The following is an 18067-nucleotide window of genomic DNA, read 5'->3' as shown; positions in this document are numbered from 1 at the left end:
TCCTTTGAGCCGTCGTCTGTTCACTGCCTCGTGGACAGACGACTTTTTTGCAGGAGTTCTCCCAGCGGGAGCTGGTGGGCCTGAGCTGGTACGACGCCGGGGCACGCTCCTTTTACGGCACCGAGCCGCTGCGCAGACCGAAGGACTTGCAGGGCAAGACCATCCGTGTGCAGGACAGCCAGATCGACGCGGCGGAAAACAACGGACCCGCCTACTATTTCATAGACTGTCTAGAATAAACAAAAGTTTCACGAAAAATCCCTTGTGTTCTGGAACGTGAAATGGTATCCTTAAAGTGCTCCGCAGCATTCTGCGGAGAATCCATCAAAAGGGAGCATTTGGCGTATCATGCAGAAAAAAACGAAAAAACTCATGGCGGCTGTCGTGATGGGTATCATTATAATATTGGCGGTGGTGGGCTTTGCTGCGGCGCGTCCCGCAGGTTCAGGAGCGGCTTCGGAGTCTGCATCCGGTTCGAGTGAAGCGGCGCAGGAGCCTGCATCCGGCGCGGCAAGTGCGTCATCCCCGGCCGGCTCTGCGGTGTCGGGGCCGGAACTGGCAGACTCTGCGGCAGCTTCAGAAGAGGCTGCGGAGCCTGACTCCGTTTCGGAGAGCGAACCGGCATCTTCCAGTGAAGCAGCCAGCAGTTCGGCTTCCTCGTCGGACGCCGCCCATTCGCAGCCCGCGTCCAGTGCGGCATCGTCCCACCCGGCCTCTTCTCATCCGGCTTCCGGCAGTGAGCCCTCCAGCACCCCTTCCAGCAGCGCCAGTGCCGAAAGCGCAGTGGATGCCAAGATCAACGCCTACGTGCATGAGATCAAGGCTTTGCAGAAGCGGACCCAGCGGAGGCTGTACCGTACAGTCTGCGATTCCTATGACGAATACATCGCCCACCCGGTCGAAGAGCGCTCTCTTGCGCTGAAGGTCTCGGTGGTCCTCGGCAAGTCCAACCGGCTGAACCAGATCCAGAATGAGTGTGATGCAGAGTTCAACACCATTATCAAGGAACTGCGCCAGTATCTGACGGACAATGGCCGCGACCAGAGCATTGCGGATCAGGCCGAAAAGGAATACAAGACCGAGAAGGACGCTATGACCAAGGAACTGACGAACCTGACCTACAGTCAGGTCACCGGCAAGGGCGAAGGTGCCCAGTGGATCCAAGACCACTACGCCGAGTGGGGCTCCTGATCTTTGCAGTAGAAACGCAAACCGCGCAGAGCGGGTCCTCCCGAAGGGGAGCGCCGCCCTGCGCGGTTTTTGTCAAGCCGTTTTTGCATCTCAGGAGAGAAGGCTCTGCAATACATCTGTAAAGCTCTCCAGCGCTTTGCGGAGCTCCACGAAGCGCTGAACGTCCGCATCGGTCATCCGGGAGCTGGGGGCCACCACAGCCGTTTCGGCGGCGGTGACGGTGCCGTTGAGGGCGATGGTTACCTCATGTTCCGGGATGGTCAGCAGGATGTGGAGGGGCGTTTCCTTGGCGAAGAGCGTCTTTAGGGACAGACCGACGATGCAGCTCAGGCCGCTCTCACCCGCGGGCAGTTGGTAGTAGGTGTAGCCGTCCAGCGCCCCGGCAGGGGAGACCTTCTGCAGCGCGCCCAGCGTCAGGGAAAGGCTGGTCATGTCCTGCAGCTCCACGGCGGAAAGCTCCACGCCCAGCAGGGAAGCCAACTGGGTCTGGGAGATGTAGCTGCCCATGCTCCAGCCCGGCAGCACCAGCCCCGCCAGCGGTGCGGCGCTCACGACTTCGTTGCGCAGGTAGGTGTAGAGCTGCCCGGCGTCGTAGAGGGTCTCCTTGGCGTCGATGTATACCCGCGTAAAGGCATTGCCAGTCTTTCCGGACGTCAGCGCGAACTGGAACTTGCCCGGCGCATACTGACCGGAAACGGTGCCCTGCGCCGCGCCCGCCTGCTGCAAGACGCCGTAGAGGGCGGGGGTCTCGGCGGCAGGGGAGGTCACGGTGTAGCTGAAGTCAAATTCGGCTCCGGCCTGAATGGCCCGGACCTTCTGCCGCAGCAGTGCGTAGGCCGTGCCGCCCGCCGCAAGGCAGAGTACCAACAGGCAGAGCAACAGGATGAGCGCGGCCCGGCCGCGCTTTTTTTGTTTGGAAGCGGTCATGAAGAACCCTCCTTTTTAATGTCGGCACGCGGCCATGAAGGCGTCGAACAGGCCCTGCATGGCGGGGTCGGCGGCGCTGAGCCACTCCGGGTGCCACTGGACGCCGAGGCAGAATTTCGCGTCCGGTTTCTCGATGGCCTCCACGATGCCGTCTTCGCTGAGGGCCGCAAGGGTCAGGCCGGGGGCGATCCGATCCACCGCCTGATGGTGCTGGCTGTTGACGAGGACGGTGTCCTGCCCCAAGATCTGTTCCAGCTTTGTGCCCCGGCGGACGGTGACGGTGTGGATCTTGGCCCAGTGGTCGTTGTGGGGGACATGGGCAAAGGGCTTGATGTCCTGATACAGCGTGCCGCCCAAGACGACATTCATCACCTGAATGCCCCGGCAGATGCCCAGCACCGGCTTGTCAGCGGCCAGAAAGGCTCGCAGCAGCGGCGGCTCGGCGGCGTCGCGGAGGAGGTTCGGCTCTCCACAGGCGGGGATGCGCTTCTGCCCGTAGAATTGGGGGTCCATGTCGCCACCGCCGGGCAGCAGCAAGCCGTCGCAGGTCAGCGCCTCCTGCACGGCGCGCTCCGGGTCAGAAAGCTGGACCCAGCAGACGTCCGCCCCGGCCCGCGCAAGGCTTTCGGGATATTTGGCCTGAGCCGCCGTCAGCTCCGGGTCAGTGCTCATTCTTGGCATTGCGATCGTAACACTCATTTTAACTGCCTCGCTTTTGTAAAACAAAAACCCGGAACCATCGGTTCCGGGCATTTTGGCGGAAAGATGGGGATTCGAACCCCAGAACGCTTTTGACACGTTACACGATTTCCAGTCGTGCGCCTTAGACCAACTCAGCCATCTTTCCACATCTTCAGTTTTCAGCGTTTTCGGGCCGTGGCCCTCAGCGCTCCACTATAATACCTGAAAGAAGCACTTTTGTCAAGGATTTTTTTGAAAAAAATTGAAAAAATCGAAAAACGACGCAGGGGCGCGAATGCGGCTTTACAAACTCTGCATCCGCCCGGCAAACCCTCTTGACGCGGCCCCCAAATCGGACTATGATGAGGGCAGAGCGTGGGCGGAAGAACCCCTTCCGGATGGATTTGAATCAAAACAGGAGGAAGATCACAATGAATTATTCGGATGTTTTAAGCAATGCGCGGCAGTGCATCGGTCAGTACTGCAAGGCTTGCCCGGTGTGCAACGGTGTGGCCTGCAAGAACCAGATCCCCGGCCCCGGTGCCAAGGGCGTGGGGGACACGGCCATCCGCAATTATAATAAGTGGGCCGAGGTTCGGGTCAACATGGATACCCTGTGCGAGAACGGCACCCCCGACACCCATGTGGAGCTGTTCGGCAAGCGTTTCAAGCTGCCCTTCTTTGCGGGCCCCGTGGGTGCGGTGAACCTCCACTACTCCGACGCCTACAACGACATGACCTATAACGATGTGCTGGTGCGTGCCTGTGCCGAAAACGGCATCGCGGCCTTCACCGGCGACGGCGTGAACCCCGACGTAATGACCATGGCCACCAAGGCCATCGGCGCGGCGGGCGGCTGCGGCGTGCCCACCATCAAGCCGTGGAACATCGACACCGTCAAGGCCAAGATGGAACAGGCCAAGGCCAGCGGCTGCTTTGCCGTTGCCATGGATGTGGACGCCGCCGGTCTGCCCTTCCTCAAGAACATGACCCCCCCGGCGGGCAGCAAGAGCGTTGCCGAGCTCCGGGAGATCGTGGCGCTGGCGGGCCGCCCCTTCATCGTGAAGGGCGTCATGACCGTCAAGGGCGCCCTCAAGGCCAAGGAGGCCGGGGCAGCGGCCATCGTCGTTTCCAACCACGGCGGCCGTGTGCTGGACCAGTGCCCCGCCACTGCCGAGGTCCTGCCGGAGATCGCCGATGCCCTCAAGGGCAGCGGTGTGAAGATCCTCGTGGATGGCGGCATCCGCTCCGGGGTGGACGTCTTCAAGGCGCTGGCACTGGGAGCTGACGCGGTGCTCATCTGCCGTCCCTTCGTCACCGCCGTCTATGGCGGCGGCGAAGAGGGTGTGAAGTGCTACATCGACAAGATCGCCGGGGAGCTGGCCGATACCATGCAGATGTGCGGGGCGCACAGCCTGAGCGAGATCAGCCGCGAGATGGTGCGTATCTAAAGGGAATATGTACTCTTTTGCGCGCCAAAAGAGTACCAGAAAAGCGCCGCTTTTTCGAGGCGCGGAGCACGAATTAGGGGCTGCTCGCCCCTAATGACCCCAAAGAGGAACAAAACTCCCCAAAATCGGGCGGTGTGCCATACGGCACAAACGCTTTTCCGATTTCGGGGAGTTTTTGATTTTTACTTTAGCGTCCCATCCAGCACCTGCTGATAATACCACGGTTTCGGGGCGTGGAAGGTCTTACCGGAGAGGTCGGCGAAATCGGGCTGGGTGAAGCGGGGGAGGGTGAGTTCCCACGCGCAGAGGGCCTGATACTTGAGCTTGAGCTCGCGGTTGGCGGTGTTGTTGCCGTACTTGCTGTCGCCGAGGATGGGGCAGCCGATGCTGGCCATATGGGCGCGGATCTGGTGGGTGCGGCCGGTGATGAGCCGGACCTTGAGCAGGGCGAGGCGGCCGGAGACGGCAATGGTCTCGTACTGGGTCTCCACGTCCTTGGCGCCGGGCTGCTTGTCGGGCACGATCTTCACGATGCCGCGGTCGGCGTCCTTGAGCAGGTAGCCGCCCAGCGTGCCGTCCGGCGGAACAGGGCGGCCGAAGGTGACGCAGAGGTAGGTCTTCTTGACCTCGCGGTTCTTGATGACCTCAAGGAAGAGCTGCTCGGCCTCCGGGGTCTTGGCGAGGATGACAAGGCCGCTGGTGCCGGTGTCGAGCCGGTGGCACAGCGCCGGAGTGTAGAGGTCGTTCTCCTTATATTCGCCCTTCTGGTTCAGGTAGAGCAGCGCACGGTTGAGCAGGGTGTCGTCCTCCGGGCCGTCTACGGAAAGGCCGGCGGGCTTGTTCACCACCAAGATCTGCGGGCAGTCGTAGATGACCTGCGCCGGGCCGCGGGCGTTCTTCCACGCCGGGCCTTCCACCCGCTTGTCGGCGTCCAGTACCTCGTCCAGAATGAAGAGCTTGATCTCGTCGCCCGCCATCACGCGGGTGGAGAGCGGCTGCTTTTTGCCGTTCAGCTTGATCTTGTTCTCCCGCAGGGCCTTGTTCAGGCGGCCCGGATTCAGCGCCGGGAACTGCTGCATCAGATAATTGTCCAGCCGGGTGGGGGCCAGACATTTCACTTTCAAGATTCTCACGAAAAATTATCCTCTCTATCTTAAAATCAGTCGCAATAGAATGGGTCTTTGAATCGTTTTTATTGTAGCGGAACGGAAACATTCCGTCAAGCAAGAGAAGGAAGGTTTTCGTATGAAATGGAACCACAAAATAGGAACACTTACTGTGCTGTTGGCTCTTGGAATCACCATGGCGGGCTGTGGGGCGTCCGGTTCCACGGCTGGAAGCGCGGCGGCTTCCACGACAAGCACCACCTCTTCGGAGGCGCAAAAAACGGAAGTACAGCCAATGCAAGGCGTTTTACTGAGCGAACCCCTTCCGGATGGCACCTATCACATCAGCTTTGAAAGCGATAAAGTATGGGTCGGTGAACGCAAGAATACCATCAACGACGCGGTCGTATACGACTATGACCGGTACACAGCCCCAGAGATCGAAGCATTGAGCGAAGGAGACACCATTGCAACGCATCTGAACGGGACAGAGGAAATCACAGCCCTGACCGTGGAAAGCGTTGAGCGGGAAAACAACTATGTGACCATCAACGGTGGAATAGAAGAAGGCGGGATCGACTTATGCAAAGAGGATGACCACTACCGGACTTTGACATGGGATGATTTTCCTGTTTATTATGAAGTGGGAGTGGCAAAGCAGCTTGTTATGGCAGACGATATCGAACTGTCGGACGGTGCAGCAGACTTTGAAGCCGACCCGGTGATCGTAAAGGGAGACCGGGCGGTCTGCGATGCAATGAGCAATGAGGAAGATGGTTATGGGTGGAATGCGGGAAACACGACCGTGACCATCCAAAACGGCGAGGTGACCCATGTAGACCGCATCTGGGTGCCGTAAAATTTGTGGAAAACCCGTTGACAAACGCCGCGGCCATGCTATAATCTAAATTGAACGCAGAGGGATAATTTGTCCTTTTGTGCGGAAAGATGGATTATGACAGATGGCAAGGATGGGGTCAGAAAAACACGCGATGCCGCCCAGAGAGAACGCCCGTTTATGGCTGCAAGGCGTTCCGGCAGAGGGTTTTTCAAGCCGCCCCGGAGCTTCCGGCGAGATGAGCCGGACGCGGCGCAGCGTTACCGCGCACAAAGCGGCAGGGGACAAATTTTCCTGCAATTTGGGTGGTACCACGGAGCTTTTCAGACAGTCTTCGTCCCTTTGTTGGGGCGGAGGCTGTTTTTGTTTTGGCGCCTGTCATAAAAATATCGCGTCCGGAGGAGGACGCCGGAAAAACCACGAGGAGAGATACAGTTATGCAATGGACCGGTTTGAATGAACTGCGCGAAAAGTACCTGAGCTTCTTTGAGGGCAAGGGTCACCTGCGCCTTGACAGCTTCCCGCTCGTCCCGAAGGACGACCCCAGCCTGCTGCTGATCAACAGCGGCATGGCTCCCATGAAGAAGTGGTTCCTCGCTCAGGAGGAGCCGCCCCGCCACCGCGTGACCACCTGCCAGAAGTGCATCCGCACCCCGGATATCGAGCGCGTCGGCATCACCGCACGCCACGGCACCTTCTTCGAGATGCTGGGCAACTTCTCCTTCCAAGACTACTTCAAGGAAGAGGTCATTCCTTGGGCTTGGGAGTTTTTGACCAGCGACGAGTGGATGGCCATCCCCAAGGATAAGCTCCACATCTCCGTCTACGAAGAGGACGATGAGGCTTACGATATCTGGACCAAGAAGGTGGGCATCGCCCCGGACCACATGGTCCGTCTGGGCAAGGAAGACAACTTCTGGGAGCACGGCTCCGGCCCGTGCGGCCCCTGCTCCGAGATCTACTTTGACCGCGGCCCGGAGTACGGCTGCGGCAAGCCGACCTGCGGCGTGGGCTGCGACTGCGACCGCTATATGGAAATCTGGAACCTCGTGTTCAGCCAGTTCGATGCCGACGGCAAGGGCCACTACGAGCGCCTCGCCCGCCCCAACATTGATACCGGCATGGGTCTGGAGCGTCTGGCCTGCGTGATGCAGGGCGTCGGCAACCTGTTCGAGGTCGATACCGTCCAGAGCGTGCTGCACCACGTGGAGCACATCGCGGGCAAGACCTACGGCGAGAATGCCAAGGATGATATCTCCATCCGCGTCATCACTGACCACATCCGCAGCTGCACCTTCATGGTGTCCGACGGCATCCTGCCCTCCAACGAGGGCCGCGGCTATGTGCTGCGCCGTCTGCTCCGCCGCGCTGCCCGCCACGGCCGGATGCTGGGCATCAGCCGCCCCTTCCTCGTGGAGCTGGTGGAGACTGTCATCCAGTCCAGCGAGTCCGCATACCCCGAACTGCGCGAGCATGACGCTTATATCAAGAAGGTCATCGGCACCGAGGAGGCAAACTTTGCCCGCACCATCGACGCCGGCATGAACATCCTGAACAACATGATCGACGGTCTGGAAAAGGCTCACCAGCACCTGCTGAAGGGTCTGGACGTCTTCAAGCTGAACGATACCTTCGGCTTCCCCCTCGACCTGACCAAGGAGATCGCAGCGGAGCAGGGCATCGACATCGACGAGGACGGCTTCCACGCTGAGATGAAGAAGCAGAAGGAGCGTGCCCGCGCCGAGCGCCTGAAGAAGAACATCTCCGGCTGGAGCGAGGATCTGTTCGGCGGCCTGACTGCTGAACCCACCGTCTTTACCGGCTACGAGACCCTGAACGACAGCGGCGTGGTCGTGGCTCTGAGCGACGAGGAGACCCTGACCGATGCCATCGCCACCGATGAGCAGGAGAAGGAAGGCGTTCTGGTCGTTCTGGACAAGACCCCGTTCTACGCTGAGATGGGCGGTCAGGTGGCCGACCACGGCGTGCTGACCAGTGCCGAGTGCTCCCTGCGCGTGCTGGACGTCAAGAAGACCCCCAAGGGCTACTACGTCCACACCTGCGTGCTGGAAAGTGGCATCGTTAAGGTCGGCGACCATCTGACGGCCAAGGTCGATAAGGAATACCGCATGGCCGTCTGCCGCAACCACACGGCGACCCACCTGCTGCAGGCTGCCCTGCGCGAGGTTCTGGGCGACCATGTCCATCAGGCAGGCTCTTATCAGGACGCCGAGATCACCCACTTCGACTTCACCCACTTCAGCGCAGTCACCCCCGAGGAGCTGGCCCGGGTGCAGAAGATCGTCAACGATAAGATCTACGAGTCGATGAACGTCACCGTCAAGGAGATGCCCATCGAGGAGGCCAAGAAGCTGGGCGCAATGGCCCTCTTCGGCGAGAAGTACGGCAAGGTCGTCCGCGTGGTGGACATCGAGGGCTGGTCCACTGAGTTCTGCGGCGGCACCCACGTCAAGAACACCGCCCAGATCGGCGGCTTCAAGATCGTCAGCGAGTCCTCCGTGGCCGCTGGCATCCGCCGCATCGAGGCCGTCACCGGCCGCAACCTGCTCATCCGTGCAAATCTGCAGGAGGCAATGCTGCACACCGTGGCCAACACCCTGAAGGCCAACAACATCACCTCTCTGCCCATCCGTGCCGAGGCCGTCATGGCCGAGAACAAGGCCATGAGCAAGGAGCTGGAGGAGATCAAGGCCAAGGTCGCCGCCTCCAAGGTGAGCAGCCTGTTCGACAATGCCGAGGAAGTCGGCGGCGTGAAGATCGCTTCTGCTTACTTCACCGGCACCACCGGCGACACCCTGCGCGGTATGTGCGACTCCATCCGCGATAAGGCGGTGAACCCCTGCGTGGCGGTTCTGGTCGGCAAGACAGACGATAAGATCACCATGGCTGTCACCGTCAACAAGCTGGCACAGGAAAAGGGCCTGAAGGCTGGCGTTCTGGTCAAGGAGATCAGCGCCATCGCTGGCGGCAAGGGCGGCGGCAAGCCGGACTTTGCAATGGCCGGCCTGAAGGACGAGACCAAGATCGACGAAGCACTGGCTGCTGTCAAGTCCATCGTGGAGAAGCAGCTGGTTTAAAAGTAGTAAGCGTGCTTGCTCTTTCCGTCCGCACCGGCGTAAAATCGGGACGTCTAAAAGCTCACCCCTTTGGGAAAGACTCCCCCGACCGGGGGAGGTGGCACATTTGTGCCAGAAGGGGGATAGCTGTCGAACGAAGTGAGACTGAGAGGGCAAGTAATTGATAGGAAAGGAGCAATTCCCATGGAAGATTGTCTGTTTTGCATGATTGCTGAGGGCAAGATCCCCTCGAAAAAGCTGTACGAGGACGATCAGGTCGTTGCTTTTTACGACATCAACCCGCAGGCAAAGGTGCATTTTCTGGTCGTGCCCAAAGAGCACATTCCCTCGGCTGCGGCGCTGACCGAGGAAAACGGCGCGCTGCTGGGACATATCTTCGCGGTCATCGCGAAGCTGGCCAAGGAGCAGGGCCTCGACAACGGCTACCGCGTCATCTCCAATGTCGGCGAGGATGCCGGCCAGACCGTGAAGCACCTGCATTTCCATGTGCTTGGCGGCGAGAAGCTGCCGGTCTGAGCCACCGAAAATCAACGGAATACAAAGAGAAAGGGAATTGTTATGGCTGAAACCTATACTCTGAACGTTGCGGGCCTTACCCGCGAGCTGACCATCTGCAAGGTCAACGACCATATGGATATCGCGGCCTTCATCATGCTGGGAGACACCGAGCTGACCGTGGCCGCTGCCGCCGAGCTGCTGAAGAAGTGCCCGGATTTCGACATCCTGCTCACCGCCGAGGCCAAGGGGATCCCTCTGGCCCACGAGATGAGCCGCCAGAGCGGCAAGCCCTACGTCTGCGCACGCAAGGGCGTCAAGCTCTATATGAAGGAGCCGGTCGTGGTCGAGGATCAGTCCATCACCACTGCGGGTAAGCAGAAGCTGGTCATTGACCGCAAGGAGCTGGACAAGATGAACGGCAAGCGCGTGCTGGTGGTGGACGATGTCATCTCCACCGGCGGCTCCCTGAAGGCGCTGGACGCACTGGCCGAGCAGACCAAGTGCACCATCGTGGGTCAGGCCGCTGTTCTGGCCGAGGGCGACGCAGCCGAGCGCAAGGACATCATCTTCCTTGAGCCCCTGCCCCTGTTTCTGCACTAAAATATGAGACGCCCGCTCTGCCTCTTTTGCGCCGGTGCGCTGGGGGTGGAGTTGGTGTGCGCTTTTTTGCCGCAAGCATGGCTTTTGCCGCTGCTTGCGGCAATTTTTGTTTCCGGCTTGCTGTTCGCACTCCTGCGCTGGAAAACCGCGCGGGCGGGTGCCCTCTGCCTTTTGCTGGGCAGTCTGCTGGGCCTTGCGCTGACGGTGCACACGGATGCGAAGCTGCAAGCGCTGCAAACGGCTTACGAGGGCAAAACCGCCACCCTGACCGCCGAGGTGGAGCGGACGGACAGCTCCTATTATCCGGGCGTCGTGGACGCGGTGCTGCGGGTGGAACAGGTGGACGGCGAGGCGGAAGACTTCCGCATCCGGTGCGCCGCCCTGCCCAAATGCCAAGCCGGGGAGCGGGTGCGTGGGAGGTTCACGCTGGAAGCGCCGCCGGAAACGGACCGGCTCGACCTCTACGCGGACGGCGTCTCTCTGACCGGGGAACTTCTCAGGGACGAAACGCTGGAACGGCTGGGGGAGAGCAGCTCCTTCCGCGCCCGGACGGCCCGGCTCCAGCGGCGACTGAGTGGGGCCCTGCGCCGGGGAATGGCCCATGACCCGGCGGGGGTTCTGGCCGCCATGGTCGTGGGCGACCGGTCGCATCTCTCCTCCGCGCTGCGCACTGCCTACCGGGGCGCGGGGCTTTCGCATGTGCTGGTGGTCAGCGGAATGCACGTCTCCATCCTCTGCGGCAGCTTCCTCGAACATCTGCCCACGGCAGGGCGCAGACGCAAGCTTCTGCGCCGCTACGCCCACCGCCGCGCCAAGGCCCTGCTCGGTGCCGGGATGGCGGTGCTGATGGTGGGGGTCACCGGGTCCACGCCCTCGGTGCTCCGGGCCGGTGTGGCCGTCTGGGTCAGCGCAGTGGGCATCTGGGTCTGCGGCCCGGCGGATGCCCTGACTTCCCTCGGCGTGGCGGGCGTCTGGATGACCCTCGGCAACAGCTACGCCATCTGCGATATGGGCTTCGAACTTTCCTTCGCGGCGGTGGTGGGCACGCTGGCCGGGGCGGAACTGGCCCGCCGCAGCCAAGAAGCCCGGATCAGAGCGGAGAAAACCCGCAAAACGAAAAACGCCGCCCACAAACGCGGCGGCGTGTACCATAACATTCTGCAAAGGGGAAAACGACTGGGCGGCAGCGTGTGGGAAACGCTCTGCGTTTCGGGCTGCGCCTGTGCGGCCACCTTCCCGGTGCTGGTGGTCCGGGGACTGAGCGCCAGCCTCTACGCCCTTGTTTCCAGCGTGGCGGTGCTCTGGCTCGTGGAGCCGATCCTGCTGCTGGGCCTTGGAACGGCCCTGCTGGGGCTGGCCCCTGCGCTGGCTCCGCTCCACCGGGTGATCTCCCGCTGCGCCGAATTTCTTGCGGACCTTCTGGACCGGTGGGCCCTCTGGGTGTCCGGCTGGCCGGGGGCACAGCTCTGGTTCGATACGGCCTATGCGGCCCTCATTTGCCTCTTGCTGGCGGGGCTGTGCTGGCTGGCGTTCCATTGGAGGCTCCGTCTGCGGGTCGCTCTGCCCGCCCTGCTGCTGACGGCGGCGGTCGCCATCGGGGCAGGGAACGCCCTCAGCCGGGACACCCTCCGGGTGGAGCTGGTGGGGACCAAAAGCGCCCCGGCGGTGGTCATCTCCCAGAACGACCGGGCGGTTGTGCTCTACCGCGGCGGCAAAACGACCCGGAACGCCGTGGAGACTACGCTGGCCCGGCGGAATGTCCGCACCGTGGAAGCCTTTCTTGACCTGCGGATAAACCCCTCCGACCGCCATGCGCGAAAGGCAGAACAGACCCTCCGGGCAGCGTCCTGCGCCATGGATTCCGCGCGGGTCCTCCGGACGGACATCGGGCGGCTGGAGCTTGTCCGCACCCGGACCGGCTGCGCGGTGCGGGTGACGGCAGCGGGCCGGACCTTCCTGACCCTGAGCGGGACCGTGCGGTTCGCCCAGCCGATCGAGGTGGACTGGCTGCTGGCCTCCATGGCCCGGCCCAACCGGGTGGTGTACCGGAAAATGTTGACAAAAAGCACGAATTACCGCTGGATAGAGGGCGATGAGGACATCGAACTCCAAACGGCACTGCGGTTTCGACCTTAGTCTTTTTGGAAGATCAGCCGCTCGCCCAGCGCGGGTAAGGCGAACCGGGCGGCGGGGTCCAGCCTGCGCAGGGCCGAAACGAACCGCAGAGGGTCGGCGGTGTTGCCCTGCACCATGTCGTAGTGGGTGGGGATGCTGCACCCGGCGCGGAGCCGGACGGCCAACTGCGCCGCCTCTTCGGCCTCCAAGTTGCCGATGCAGTTCCGCTGGGTGCGGAAGAAATCCTGCCCATTGATGGGGGCCAGCAGCAGGTCGGGCTGGGGCAGAGCCTCAAGGGCCGCGTAAAGGCGGGGCGTCAGGTAAGTGTCGCCGAGATGCACGACCGTAAACCCGCCGAGATCGAGCTGATACCCCAGCGCCATCCGGGGGTCCTCAGCGTCGAGGACATGTTCCGGGTGGGCGGCGGAAAAGGCGCGGAGGTGCGCGGGGCCAAGCTCCAGCGCGGAACCTTCCTGCACCAACTGGATGCGCTCCTCCGGGACGCCGTACTCATGGGCCAGCGCCCGGCAGCCGGAGGGAAAAATAAACTGTGTTTCGTCGTTCTGTGCAAGGCCGCGCAGGGTGTCCTTTGCCATGTGGTCGGCGTGGCCGTGGGTGCAGAGGACAAAGTCCGCCCGCAGCTGCCCCGGCGCAAAGGGGGCCGGATAGCGGCGGCGGGAGCCGTTGGGGCCGGTCAGGTCGCTGAGCACTGGGTCGATGCAAAAGGTCGTCTCCCCGCACTTGAAAAGGAAGCCGCACTGCCCGATGTACCAGACGGCGATCTGGGATGCGGGCAGGTGGGTGGCGGCGATCTCGTCCAGCAGGGCGGTGCCGCTGCGATGCCAATGTTCCATGGGGGTTCTCCTTTTTGGGCCGGAACGTTCAGATGAACCGGCTCTTCAGCTCAAACATATGGTTCATGGGGCCGGAGCCGTGGCCGAGGTCGAGCATGGCGGACAAGCAGCCGGAAATGTAGGCTTTGGCCCGCTCCACCGAGGCGGTGAGGTCGTAGCCTTTGGCCAGATTGGACGCAATGGCGCTGGAAAGGGTGCAGCCGGTGCCGTGGGTGTTGGGGTTCGCGATCCGCTCCCCGTGGAACCACTGGGCCTTGCCGTCCCGCCAGAGCAGGTCGTCGGCGTCGTTCACCTTGTGGCCACCCTTGCAGAGGACGGCGCAGCCGTAGGCTTCGCTGATCTTCTGGGCCGCGGCCTCCATCCCGGCGGCGTCGGTGATGGTCAGGCCGGACAGGATCTCCGCTTCCGGGATGTTCGGCGTCACGACCTCGGCCATGGGCAGCAGCTTTTCGGTCAGGGCGGTGATGGCGTCATCCCGCAGCAGCTTGGAGCCGGAGGTGGCCACCATCACGGGGTCCACCACGATGTGCTTGGCTTCGTAGAAGCGCAGCCGTTCGGCGATGGTCTCGATGAGGGCCGCCGAGGACACCATGCCGATCTTCACGGCATCGGGGAAGATGTCAGTGAAAACGGCGTCCAGCTGCTCGGCCAAAAAATGCGGCGTCGTCTCGAAGATGTCGGTCACGCCGGTGGTGTTCTGGGCGGTCAGGGCGGTGATGGCGCTCATGGCGAAGACGCCGTTGGCCGTCATCGTCTTGATGTCGGCCTGAATGCCCGCGCCGCCGCTGGAATCGCTGCCCGCAATGGTCAATGCAGTGTTCATGAAAAAAGACCTCTTTTCGCAAAAATTATTCAGCCAGTGCCGTTTGGATGTTGGCCAGTACCTTCTGGCTCAGCAGGACAAAAGCCTGTTTGGTGCGCCCGGCGGAAACGTTCTGGCAGTGGACGTTGGGGCGGTCAAAGAAGCCGTCGGCAACGGGGCCCGCCGCCGCGCGGGTGTCGCAGAAAAAGTGGCTGCCCGGCTGGGTGAGCCAGTCTTCCAGTGCGGCGGAGTCGAAGCCGGGGCCGATGGAGGTGTTGAACAGCACCTTGCCGCTGCCCAGCTGTGCAAACTCTTCTTTGCCCAGCAGCAGGACATTCTTGTTCAGGCAGGTGAAGACCACCTCGCTGTCCTGTAAAAGCTGGTTCAGCGGCTTGTAGGTCATGCCCGCCTGTTCGGCGTCCGGCTTGCGGGTGCGGCTGTAGTAGGAGATGTCCGCGCCGAGGAAGGACAGCGCATCGGCGATCATCCGGCCGGACACGCCAAGACCCACGATGCCCACCTTCAGGCCGTAGATCTCCACCGGCTCGTCGCGGAGCATCGGCATCCCGAAGCCGTGGAGGATGCCAGTCAGCTCGTGGAGGACATACTCCACCACGCCGCGGTCGCCGTAATCGCGGATGCCCAGCACCTTGATGCCCTTGGTGCGGGCGTAGGCGATGTCCACATTGGCGCTCGCCTCGGAGTAGAGGCTGCAGCACATGCCGATATAGCGGATGTTGGGGCAGCGCTCCAGCACGGGGCGCTCGATGCGGGAAGTATAGCTCAGCAGCACGGCGTCGGCGTCGCCGATGCGGCGGATGATCTCTTCGTCGTCGGCGGGGATGTCGTCGTACAGCACGACCTCCTTGGCATACTGGAAAAGCTCTTTTTCGGCGGACGGGATGAGGCTGACAGGCTCGATGGCCACCAATTTTTCAAACATAGCGATCCTCCTTTAATAGAAGCAGATGGGCGAAGCGAGGTTGCGCAGCAAAGCGACCACGCTCCACCCGGCGATGGCGCTGGTGGAAGAGCAGATGTCCACCACCGCCTTCACGCCCTCGATCTCGGCGGTGATGCAGTGGTCATCGCCCACCCAGCCGGGCACCGAGTGCATGGTCACGCCGGTGATCTCCGGGCCGGTGGTGGCCAGCGAAGTGGCCACGGCCACATTGACCCGGCGGGGGAAGGTGGCAATGGCCTCCTTGGCGCTGCCGGTGAAAACGGTAGTCTTCTCGGTGTCGGTCAGCAGATGGTCGGCCCAGACGGGGGTGTTGCGGAAGCCCTTGGCCCCGGTGTGGGTCTCGATGCCCGCCGTTTCGGGCAGGGACTGGGCCTGTGCCATCAGGGTGACGGTCTGTAAGACGTCAAAGCCGCCGATGGCGCCGTTGGCGAGATGCACCTTTGCACCGCTCTCCTGTGCCGTCTGCTTGACCTGCTCATAGAACGCAGGGTCGGCAAAGGCACCGATGGAGATGACGACGAGGTTTACGCTCTGCTTCAGCACCGGGATGGCCATAGCGCGGACGGCCTCCACCGAAGCCGTCTCCACGATGTACTCCGGCTGGAGGGCCAGCAGTGCATCCACGTCGTCGCAGACCGCGCAGCCGGTCTTCTCTGCCACGGCCTCCGCCTTGGCGCGGGTGCGGCTGGTCACACCCACCAGCTCGTAGTCCGGCAGAAGGCCCTTCCGGTAGGCATCCGCCACGATGCCGCCCAGAAAACCGCAGCCCACGATGCCAAATTTTGTTTTCATGGTACGAATCTCCTTTTCCTGTCTTTTCTGCAGATGCAGAATACCAAGCTCAGTATACCATGTTCCGTCTGGAAAGAGAAGCAATCAGCCACTTTTCTTTTGCGGGGCAGTGTGCTAAAATAGGGCGAAAAAGAAAAAATGAGGAACTGCGTATGAAAAAAATTTCGACCCTGTTTGGGACCTTTTTGAAGATCGGCGCGTTCACCTTCGGCGGCGGCTATGCTATGGTGGCCCTGCTGGAACATGAATTCGTCGAGGAAAAACAGTGGATGTCCAGAGAAGAATTCTTGGATATGGTCGCCATTGCCGAGTCCACCCCCGGCCCCGTGGCCGTGAACAGCGCCACCTACATCGGCTATAAGATCGGCGGCACGGCGGGGGCGGCGGCTTCCACCGCTGCGGTCAGCCTCCCGTCCTTTGTGGTGATCTACATCATCTCGCTCTTTTTTGACCGTTTTCTCAGCCTGACCGTGGTGGCGAATGCGTTCAAGGGCATCCAAGTCTGCGTCGTCTACCTCATCCTCTCGGCGGGGCTGAAGATGCTGAAACAATTGAAAAAGGACCCCTTCGACCTCTGCATTCTGGCGGCGGTCGTCGCAGCCATGGTGGGCTGCTCGCTGGCGGCGGTGTCTTTTTCGTCCATCTACTACATCCTGCTCAGCGGCGCGGCAGGGGTGCTGGTGTGGCTTGTGAAGAAAGCGGGGGCGGGGAAATGATCTATGTACAGCTCTTTTTGAACTTCCTGATGATCGGTGCCCTCAGTTTTGGCGGCGGCTACGGGATGATCTCGCTGGTGCGGGAAGTCGTGCTGAACCATGGGTGGCTGACCGAGAGCGAATTTTTGAGCTTCATCGCGGTGTCGGAGTCCACCCCCGGCCCGCTGGCCGTCAATATGGCGACCTTCATCGGCTCGTCGCAGGGCGGGCTGGCCGGGGCATTTTTTGCCACGCTGGGCGTTGTGCTGCCCTCGTTCTTCATCATCCTGCTCATCGCGGCGGTGCTCCGGAACCTGATGAAATATGCCGGGGTGGAAGCGTTTCTCTCCGGCGTGCGGCCCTGCGTCGTGGCGATGATCTTGGCCACTGCCCTGACCATGGCCCTTTCCACCCTGCTGGGCATCACCCGGCTGGGCGGCGGCGCGGCAGTGTCGGTGCGGTCGGTGGCCGTGTTCGGCATTTTGTGGGCGGTGCATTTCGCCTACAAAAAGGCAGCAAAAAAAGCCCCGTCGCCGATCGGGATGATCGTCCTTGCGGCGGGGCTGGGCATCGTATTCTGGGGCGTCTGAGTCCGCTGTGCGGGGCGGGCTGAAGCTCCTGCCGGGTGTCAAGGATCCCCGTTCACCGAATTCCGTTTTTCTGCATAGAACAGCAGGAAGGGGGAATGCGGTTTGAACGGGATTTTTTTGGTTGCGGCGGTGCTTTTGCTCCCGGCGTTCTGTACGGCGGTGGGGGCCGCAGGGGTGTTCCTGATGCGGTCCACGCAGGAGCCGCGCACCCGGCGGATGCTCTGCGGTATGGCGGCGGGCATCATGCTGGCGGCAAGCGTGTGGAGCTTGCTGCTGCCCGCCATCGAGCGGGCGGAACGGGGGCCGCTGCCGGGGTGGCTGCCGCCCGCGGCGGGGCTGGTGATCGGGGCGGTAGGACTGCTCCGGCTGGAACAGGCGGCGGGGCGGCTGCTGTGCTCCGGGGCCGGCCACTGCGGACGGATGGTGCTGGCGGTCACGCTGCACAACCTGCCGGAGGGCATGGTGGTGGGCCTTGCCGCCGCGCTGGCTCTGTCCGGTGAGCCGGACGCCGCAAGCGGTGCGCTGGCGCTGGCCCTCGGCATCGGGCTGCAAAACCTCCCGGAGGGCGCGGCGGTCAGCCTCCCGCTTTTGCAGAAAGGAGAGAGCAAGAAACGTGCGTTTTTTGCCGGGGCGGCCTCCGGCCTCGTGGAGCCGGTGGGGGCGCTGCTGGCCCTTGCGCTGGCGGGCTGGGTGAGCGCGGCGCTGCCGTGGCTGATGAGCGCCGCCGCCGGGTGCATGGTCTGCGTGACTGCGCAGGAGATGATCCCCGAAGCGGTGGAAAACGATGAGCCCGCCGGGGTCATCAGCGTGGTGCTGGGGTTTGCGCTGATGATGGCGCTGGATGTGGCCCTATGAAAAAAACTCC

At 62.1% G+C, this 18067-nt stretch carries 18 protein-coding genes and 1 tRNA gene; 11 read left to right on the top strand and 8 right to left on the bottom strand.

Annotation, left to right across the window (positions count from 1 at the left end; genetic code table 11):
• The first annotated feature begins 47 nt into the window (after window positions 1-47).
• Window positions 48-239, top strand: a complete 192-nt coding sequence (locus tag C4N23_RS10275) for a hypothetical protein (RefSeq protein ID WP_242983770.1) — start codon at window positions 48-50, stop codon at window positions 237-239.
• A gap of 109 nt (window positions 240-348) precedes the next feature.
• A complete protein-coding gene (locus tag C4N23_RS13830) occupies window positions 349-1191 on the top strand; it encodes a hypothetical protein (protein ID WP_146746484.1) in 843 nt (280 codons plus the stop codon).
• Window positions 1192-1281: 90 nt separating this feature from the next.
• Here the strand turns inward: C4N23_RS13830 and C4N23_RS10265 are convergent, their stop codons facing one another.
• From C4N23_RS10265 to C4N23_RS10255, 3 genes are all read right to left on the bottom strand, one after another.
• A complete protein-coding gene (locus C4N23_RS10265; RefSeq protein WP_112145849.1) occupies window positions 1282-2118 on the bottom strand; it encodes a hypothetical protein in 837 nt (278 codons plus the stop codon).
• 15 nt (window positions 2119-2133) lie between these two features.
• The gene (locus tag C4N23_RS10260; protein WP_112145847.1) at window positions 2134-2817 is read right to left on the bottom strand and encodes a gamma-glutamyl-gamma-aminobutyrate hydrolase family protein; all 684 of its coding nucleotides are present in this window, start codon (window positions 2815-2817) and stop codon (window positions 2134-2136) included.
• Window positions 2818-2873: 56 nt separating this feature from the next.
• A tRNA-Ser gene (locus C4N23_RS10255) sits at window positions 2874-2965 on the bottom strand.
• Between the two features lie 265 nt (window positions 2966-3230).
• Between C4N23_RS10255 and C4N23_RS10250 the strand changes: the two genes are divergently transcribed.
• Window positions 3231-4250 (top strand): alpha-hydroxy-acid oxidizing protein, encoded by a 1020-nt coding sequence (locus C4N23_RS10250; protein WP_055190299.1) that lies wholly within the window; start codon window positions 3231-3233, stop codon window positions 4248-4250.
• Between the two features lie 182 nt (window positions 4251-4432).
• Here C4N23_RS10250 and C4N23_RS10245 read toward each other — a convergent pair whose 3' ends face one another.
• Window positions 4433-5383 (bottom strand): RluA family pseudouridine synthase, encoded by a 951-nt coding sequence (locus C4N23_RS10245; RefSeq protein WP_097838998.1) that lies wholly within the window; start codon window positions 5381-5383, stop codon window positions 4433-4435.
• Window positions 5384-5495: 112 nt separating this feature from the next.
• Between C4N23_RS10245 and C4N23_RS10240 the strand changes: the two genes are divergently transcribed.
• From C4N23_RS10240 to C4N23_RS10215, 5 genes are all read left to right on the top strand, one after another.
• Complete coding sequence (locus tag C4N23_RS10240) at window positions 5496-6215, top strand: hypothetical protein (RefSeq protein WP_242983769.1); 720 nt, start codon at window positions 5496-5498, stop codon at window positions 6213-6215.
• Window positions 6216-6631: 416 nt separating this feature from the next.
• A complete protein-coding gene (gene alaS / locus C4N23_RS10230; RefSeq protein WP_112145845.1) occupies window positions 6632-9292 on the top strand; it encodes an alanine--tRNA ligase in 2661 nt (886 codons plus the stop codon).
• Between the two features lie 183 nt (window positions 9293-9475).
• Window positions 9476-9808 carry a histidine triad nucleotide-binding protein gene (locus C4N23_RS10225; RefSeq protein WP_055190306.1) on the top strand — a complete coding sequence of 111 codons (333 nt, stop codon included), beginning with the start codon at window positions 9476-9478 and terminating at the stop codon, window positions 9806-9808.
• A gap of 42 nt (window positions 9809-9850) precedes the next feature.
• Window positions 9851-10390 (top strand): phosphoribosyltransferase family protein, encoded by a 540-nt coding sequence (locus C4N23_RS10220; protein WP_055190308.1) that lies wholly within the window; start codon window positions 9851-9853, stop codon window positions 10388-10390.
• Between the two features lie 117 nt (window positions 10391-10507).
• Entirely contained in the window at window positions 10508-12526 is a 2019-nt protein-coding gene (locus C4N23_RS10215) for a ComEC/Rec2 family competence protein (protein WP_181567114.1), read from the top strand.
• Here C4N23_RS10215 and C4N23_RS10210 read toward each other — a convergent pair.
• Genes C4N23_RS10210 through C4N23_RS10195 form a run of 4 tightly spaced genes read right to left on the bottom strand, consistent with a single transcriptional unit; the run spans window position 12523 to window position 15917 of the window.
• A complete protein-coding gene (locus C4N23_RS10210; RefSeq protein ID WP_112145840.1) occupies window positions 12523-13359 on the bottom strand; it encodes an MBL fold metallo-hydrolase in 837 nt (278 codons plus the stop codon). The two genes, C4N23_RS10215 and C4N23_RS10210, sit on opposite strands and share 4 nt — an antisense overlap.
• A gap of 28 nt (window positions 13360-13387) precedes the next feature.
• A complete protein-coding gene (gene thiD / locus C4N23_RS10205) occupies window positions 13388-14182 on the bottom strand; it encodes a bifunctional hydroxymethylpyrimidine kinase/phosphomethylpyrimidine kinase (RefSeq protein WP_055190314.1) in 795 nt (264 codons plus the stop codon).
• A gap of 25 nt (window positions 14183-14207) precedes the next feature.
• Window positions 14208-15104: a D-isomer specific 2-hydroxyacid dehydrogenase family protein gene (locus C4N23_RS10200; protein WP_112145838.1), complete on the bottom strand. Its 897-nt coding sequence runs from the start codon at window positions 15102-15104 to the stop codon at window positions 14208-14210.
• A 12-nt stretch (window positions 15105-15116) separates the two neighbouring features.
• On the bottom strand, window positions 15117-15917 hold the full coding sequence (locus C4N23_RS10195; protein WP_112145836.1) for an aspartate dehydrogenase domain-containing protein: 801 nt from the start codon (window positions 15915-15917) through the stop codon (window positions 15117-15119).
• A 152-nt stretch (window positions 15918-16069) separates the two neighbouring features.
• On the opposite strand from C4N23_RS10195, the gene C4N23_RS10190 reads away from it, so the two are divergent.
• From C4N23_RS10190 to C4N23_RS10180, 3 genes are all read left to right on the top strand, one after another.
• Window positions 16070-16633 carry a chromate transporter gene (locus tag C4N23_RS10190; protein WP_112145834.1) on the top strand — a complete coding sequence of 188 codons (564 nt, stop codon included), beginning with the start codon at window positions 16070-16072 and terminating at the stop codon, window positions 16631-16633.
• Complete coding sequence (locus C4N23_RS10185) at window positions 16630-17202, top strand: chromate transporter (RefSeq protein WP_112145832.1); 573 nt, start codon at window positions 16630-16632, stop codon at window positions 17200-17202. Before C4N23_RS10190 ends, C4N23_RS10185 begins: the two co-directional genes overlap by 4 nt.
• A 102-nt stretch (window positions 17203-17304) precedes the next feature.
• Window positions 17305-18057 carry a ZIP family metal transporter gene (locus tag C4N23_RS10180; RefSeq protein WP_112145830.1) on the top strand — a complete coding sequence of 251 codons (753 nt, stop codon included), beginning with the start codon at window positions 17305-17307 and terminating at the stop codon, window positions 18055-18057.
• Window positions 18058-18067 lie beyond the last annotated feature (10 nt).

Origin of the sequence: Faecalibacterium hattorii, from assembly GCF_003287455.1 — a bacterium.
Classification (GTDB): domain Bacteria; phylum Bacillota; class Clostridia; order Oscillospirales; family Ruminococcaceae; genus Faecalibacterium; species Faecalibacterium hattorii.
The sequence above is the reverse complement of the archived record's forward strand: the minus strand, read 5'-3'. Positions and strand labels throughout refer to the sequence as shown.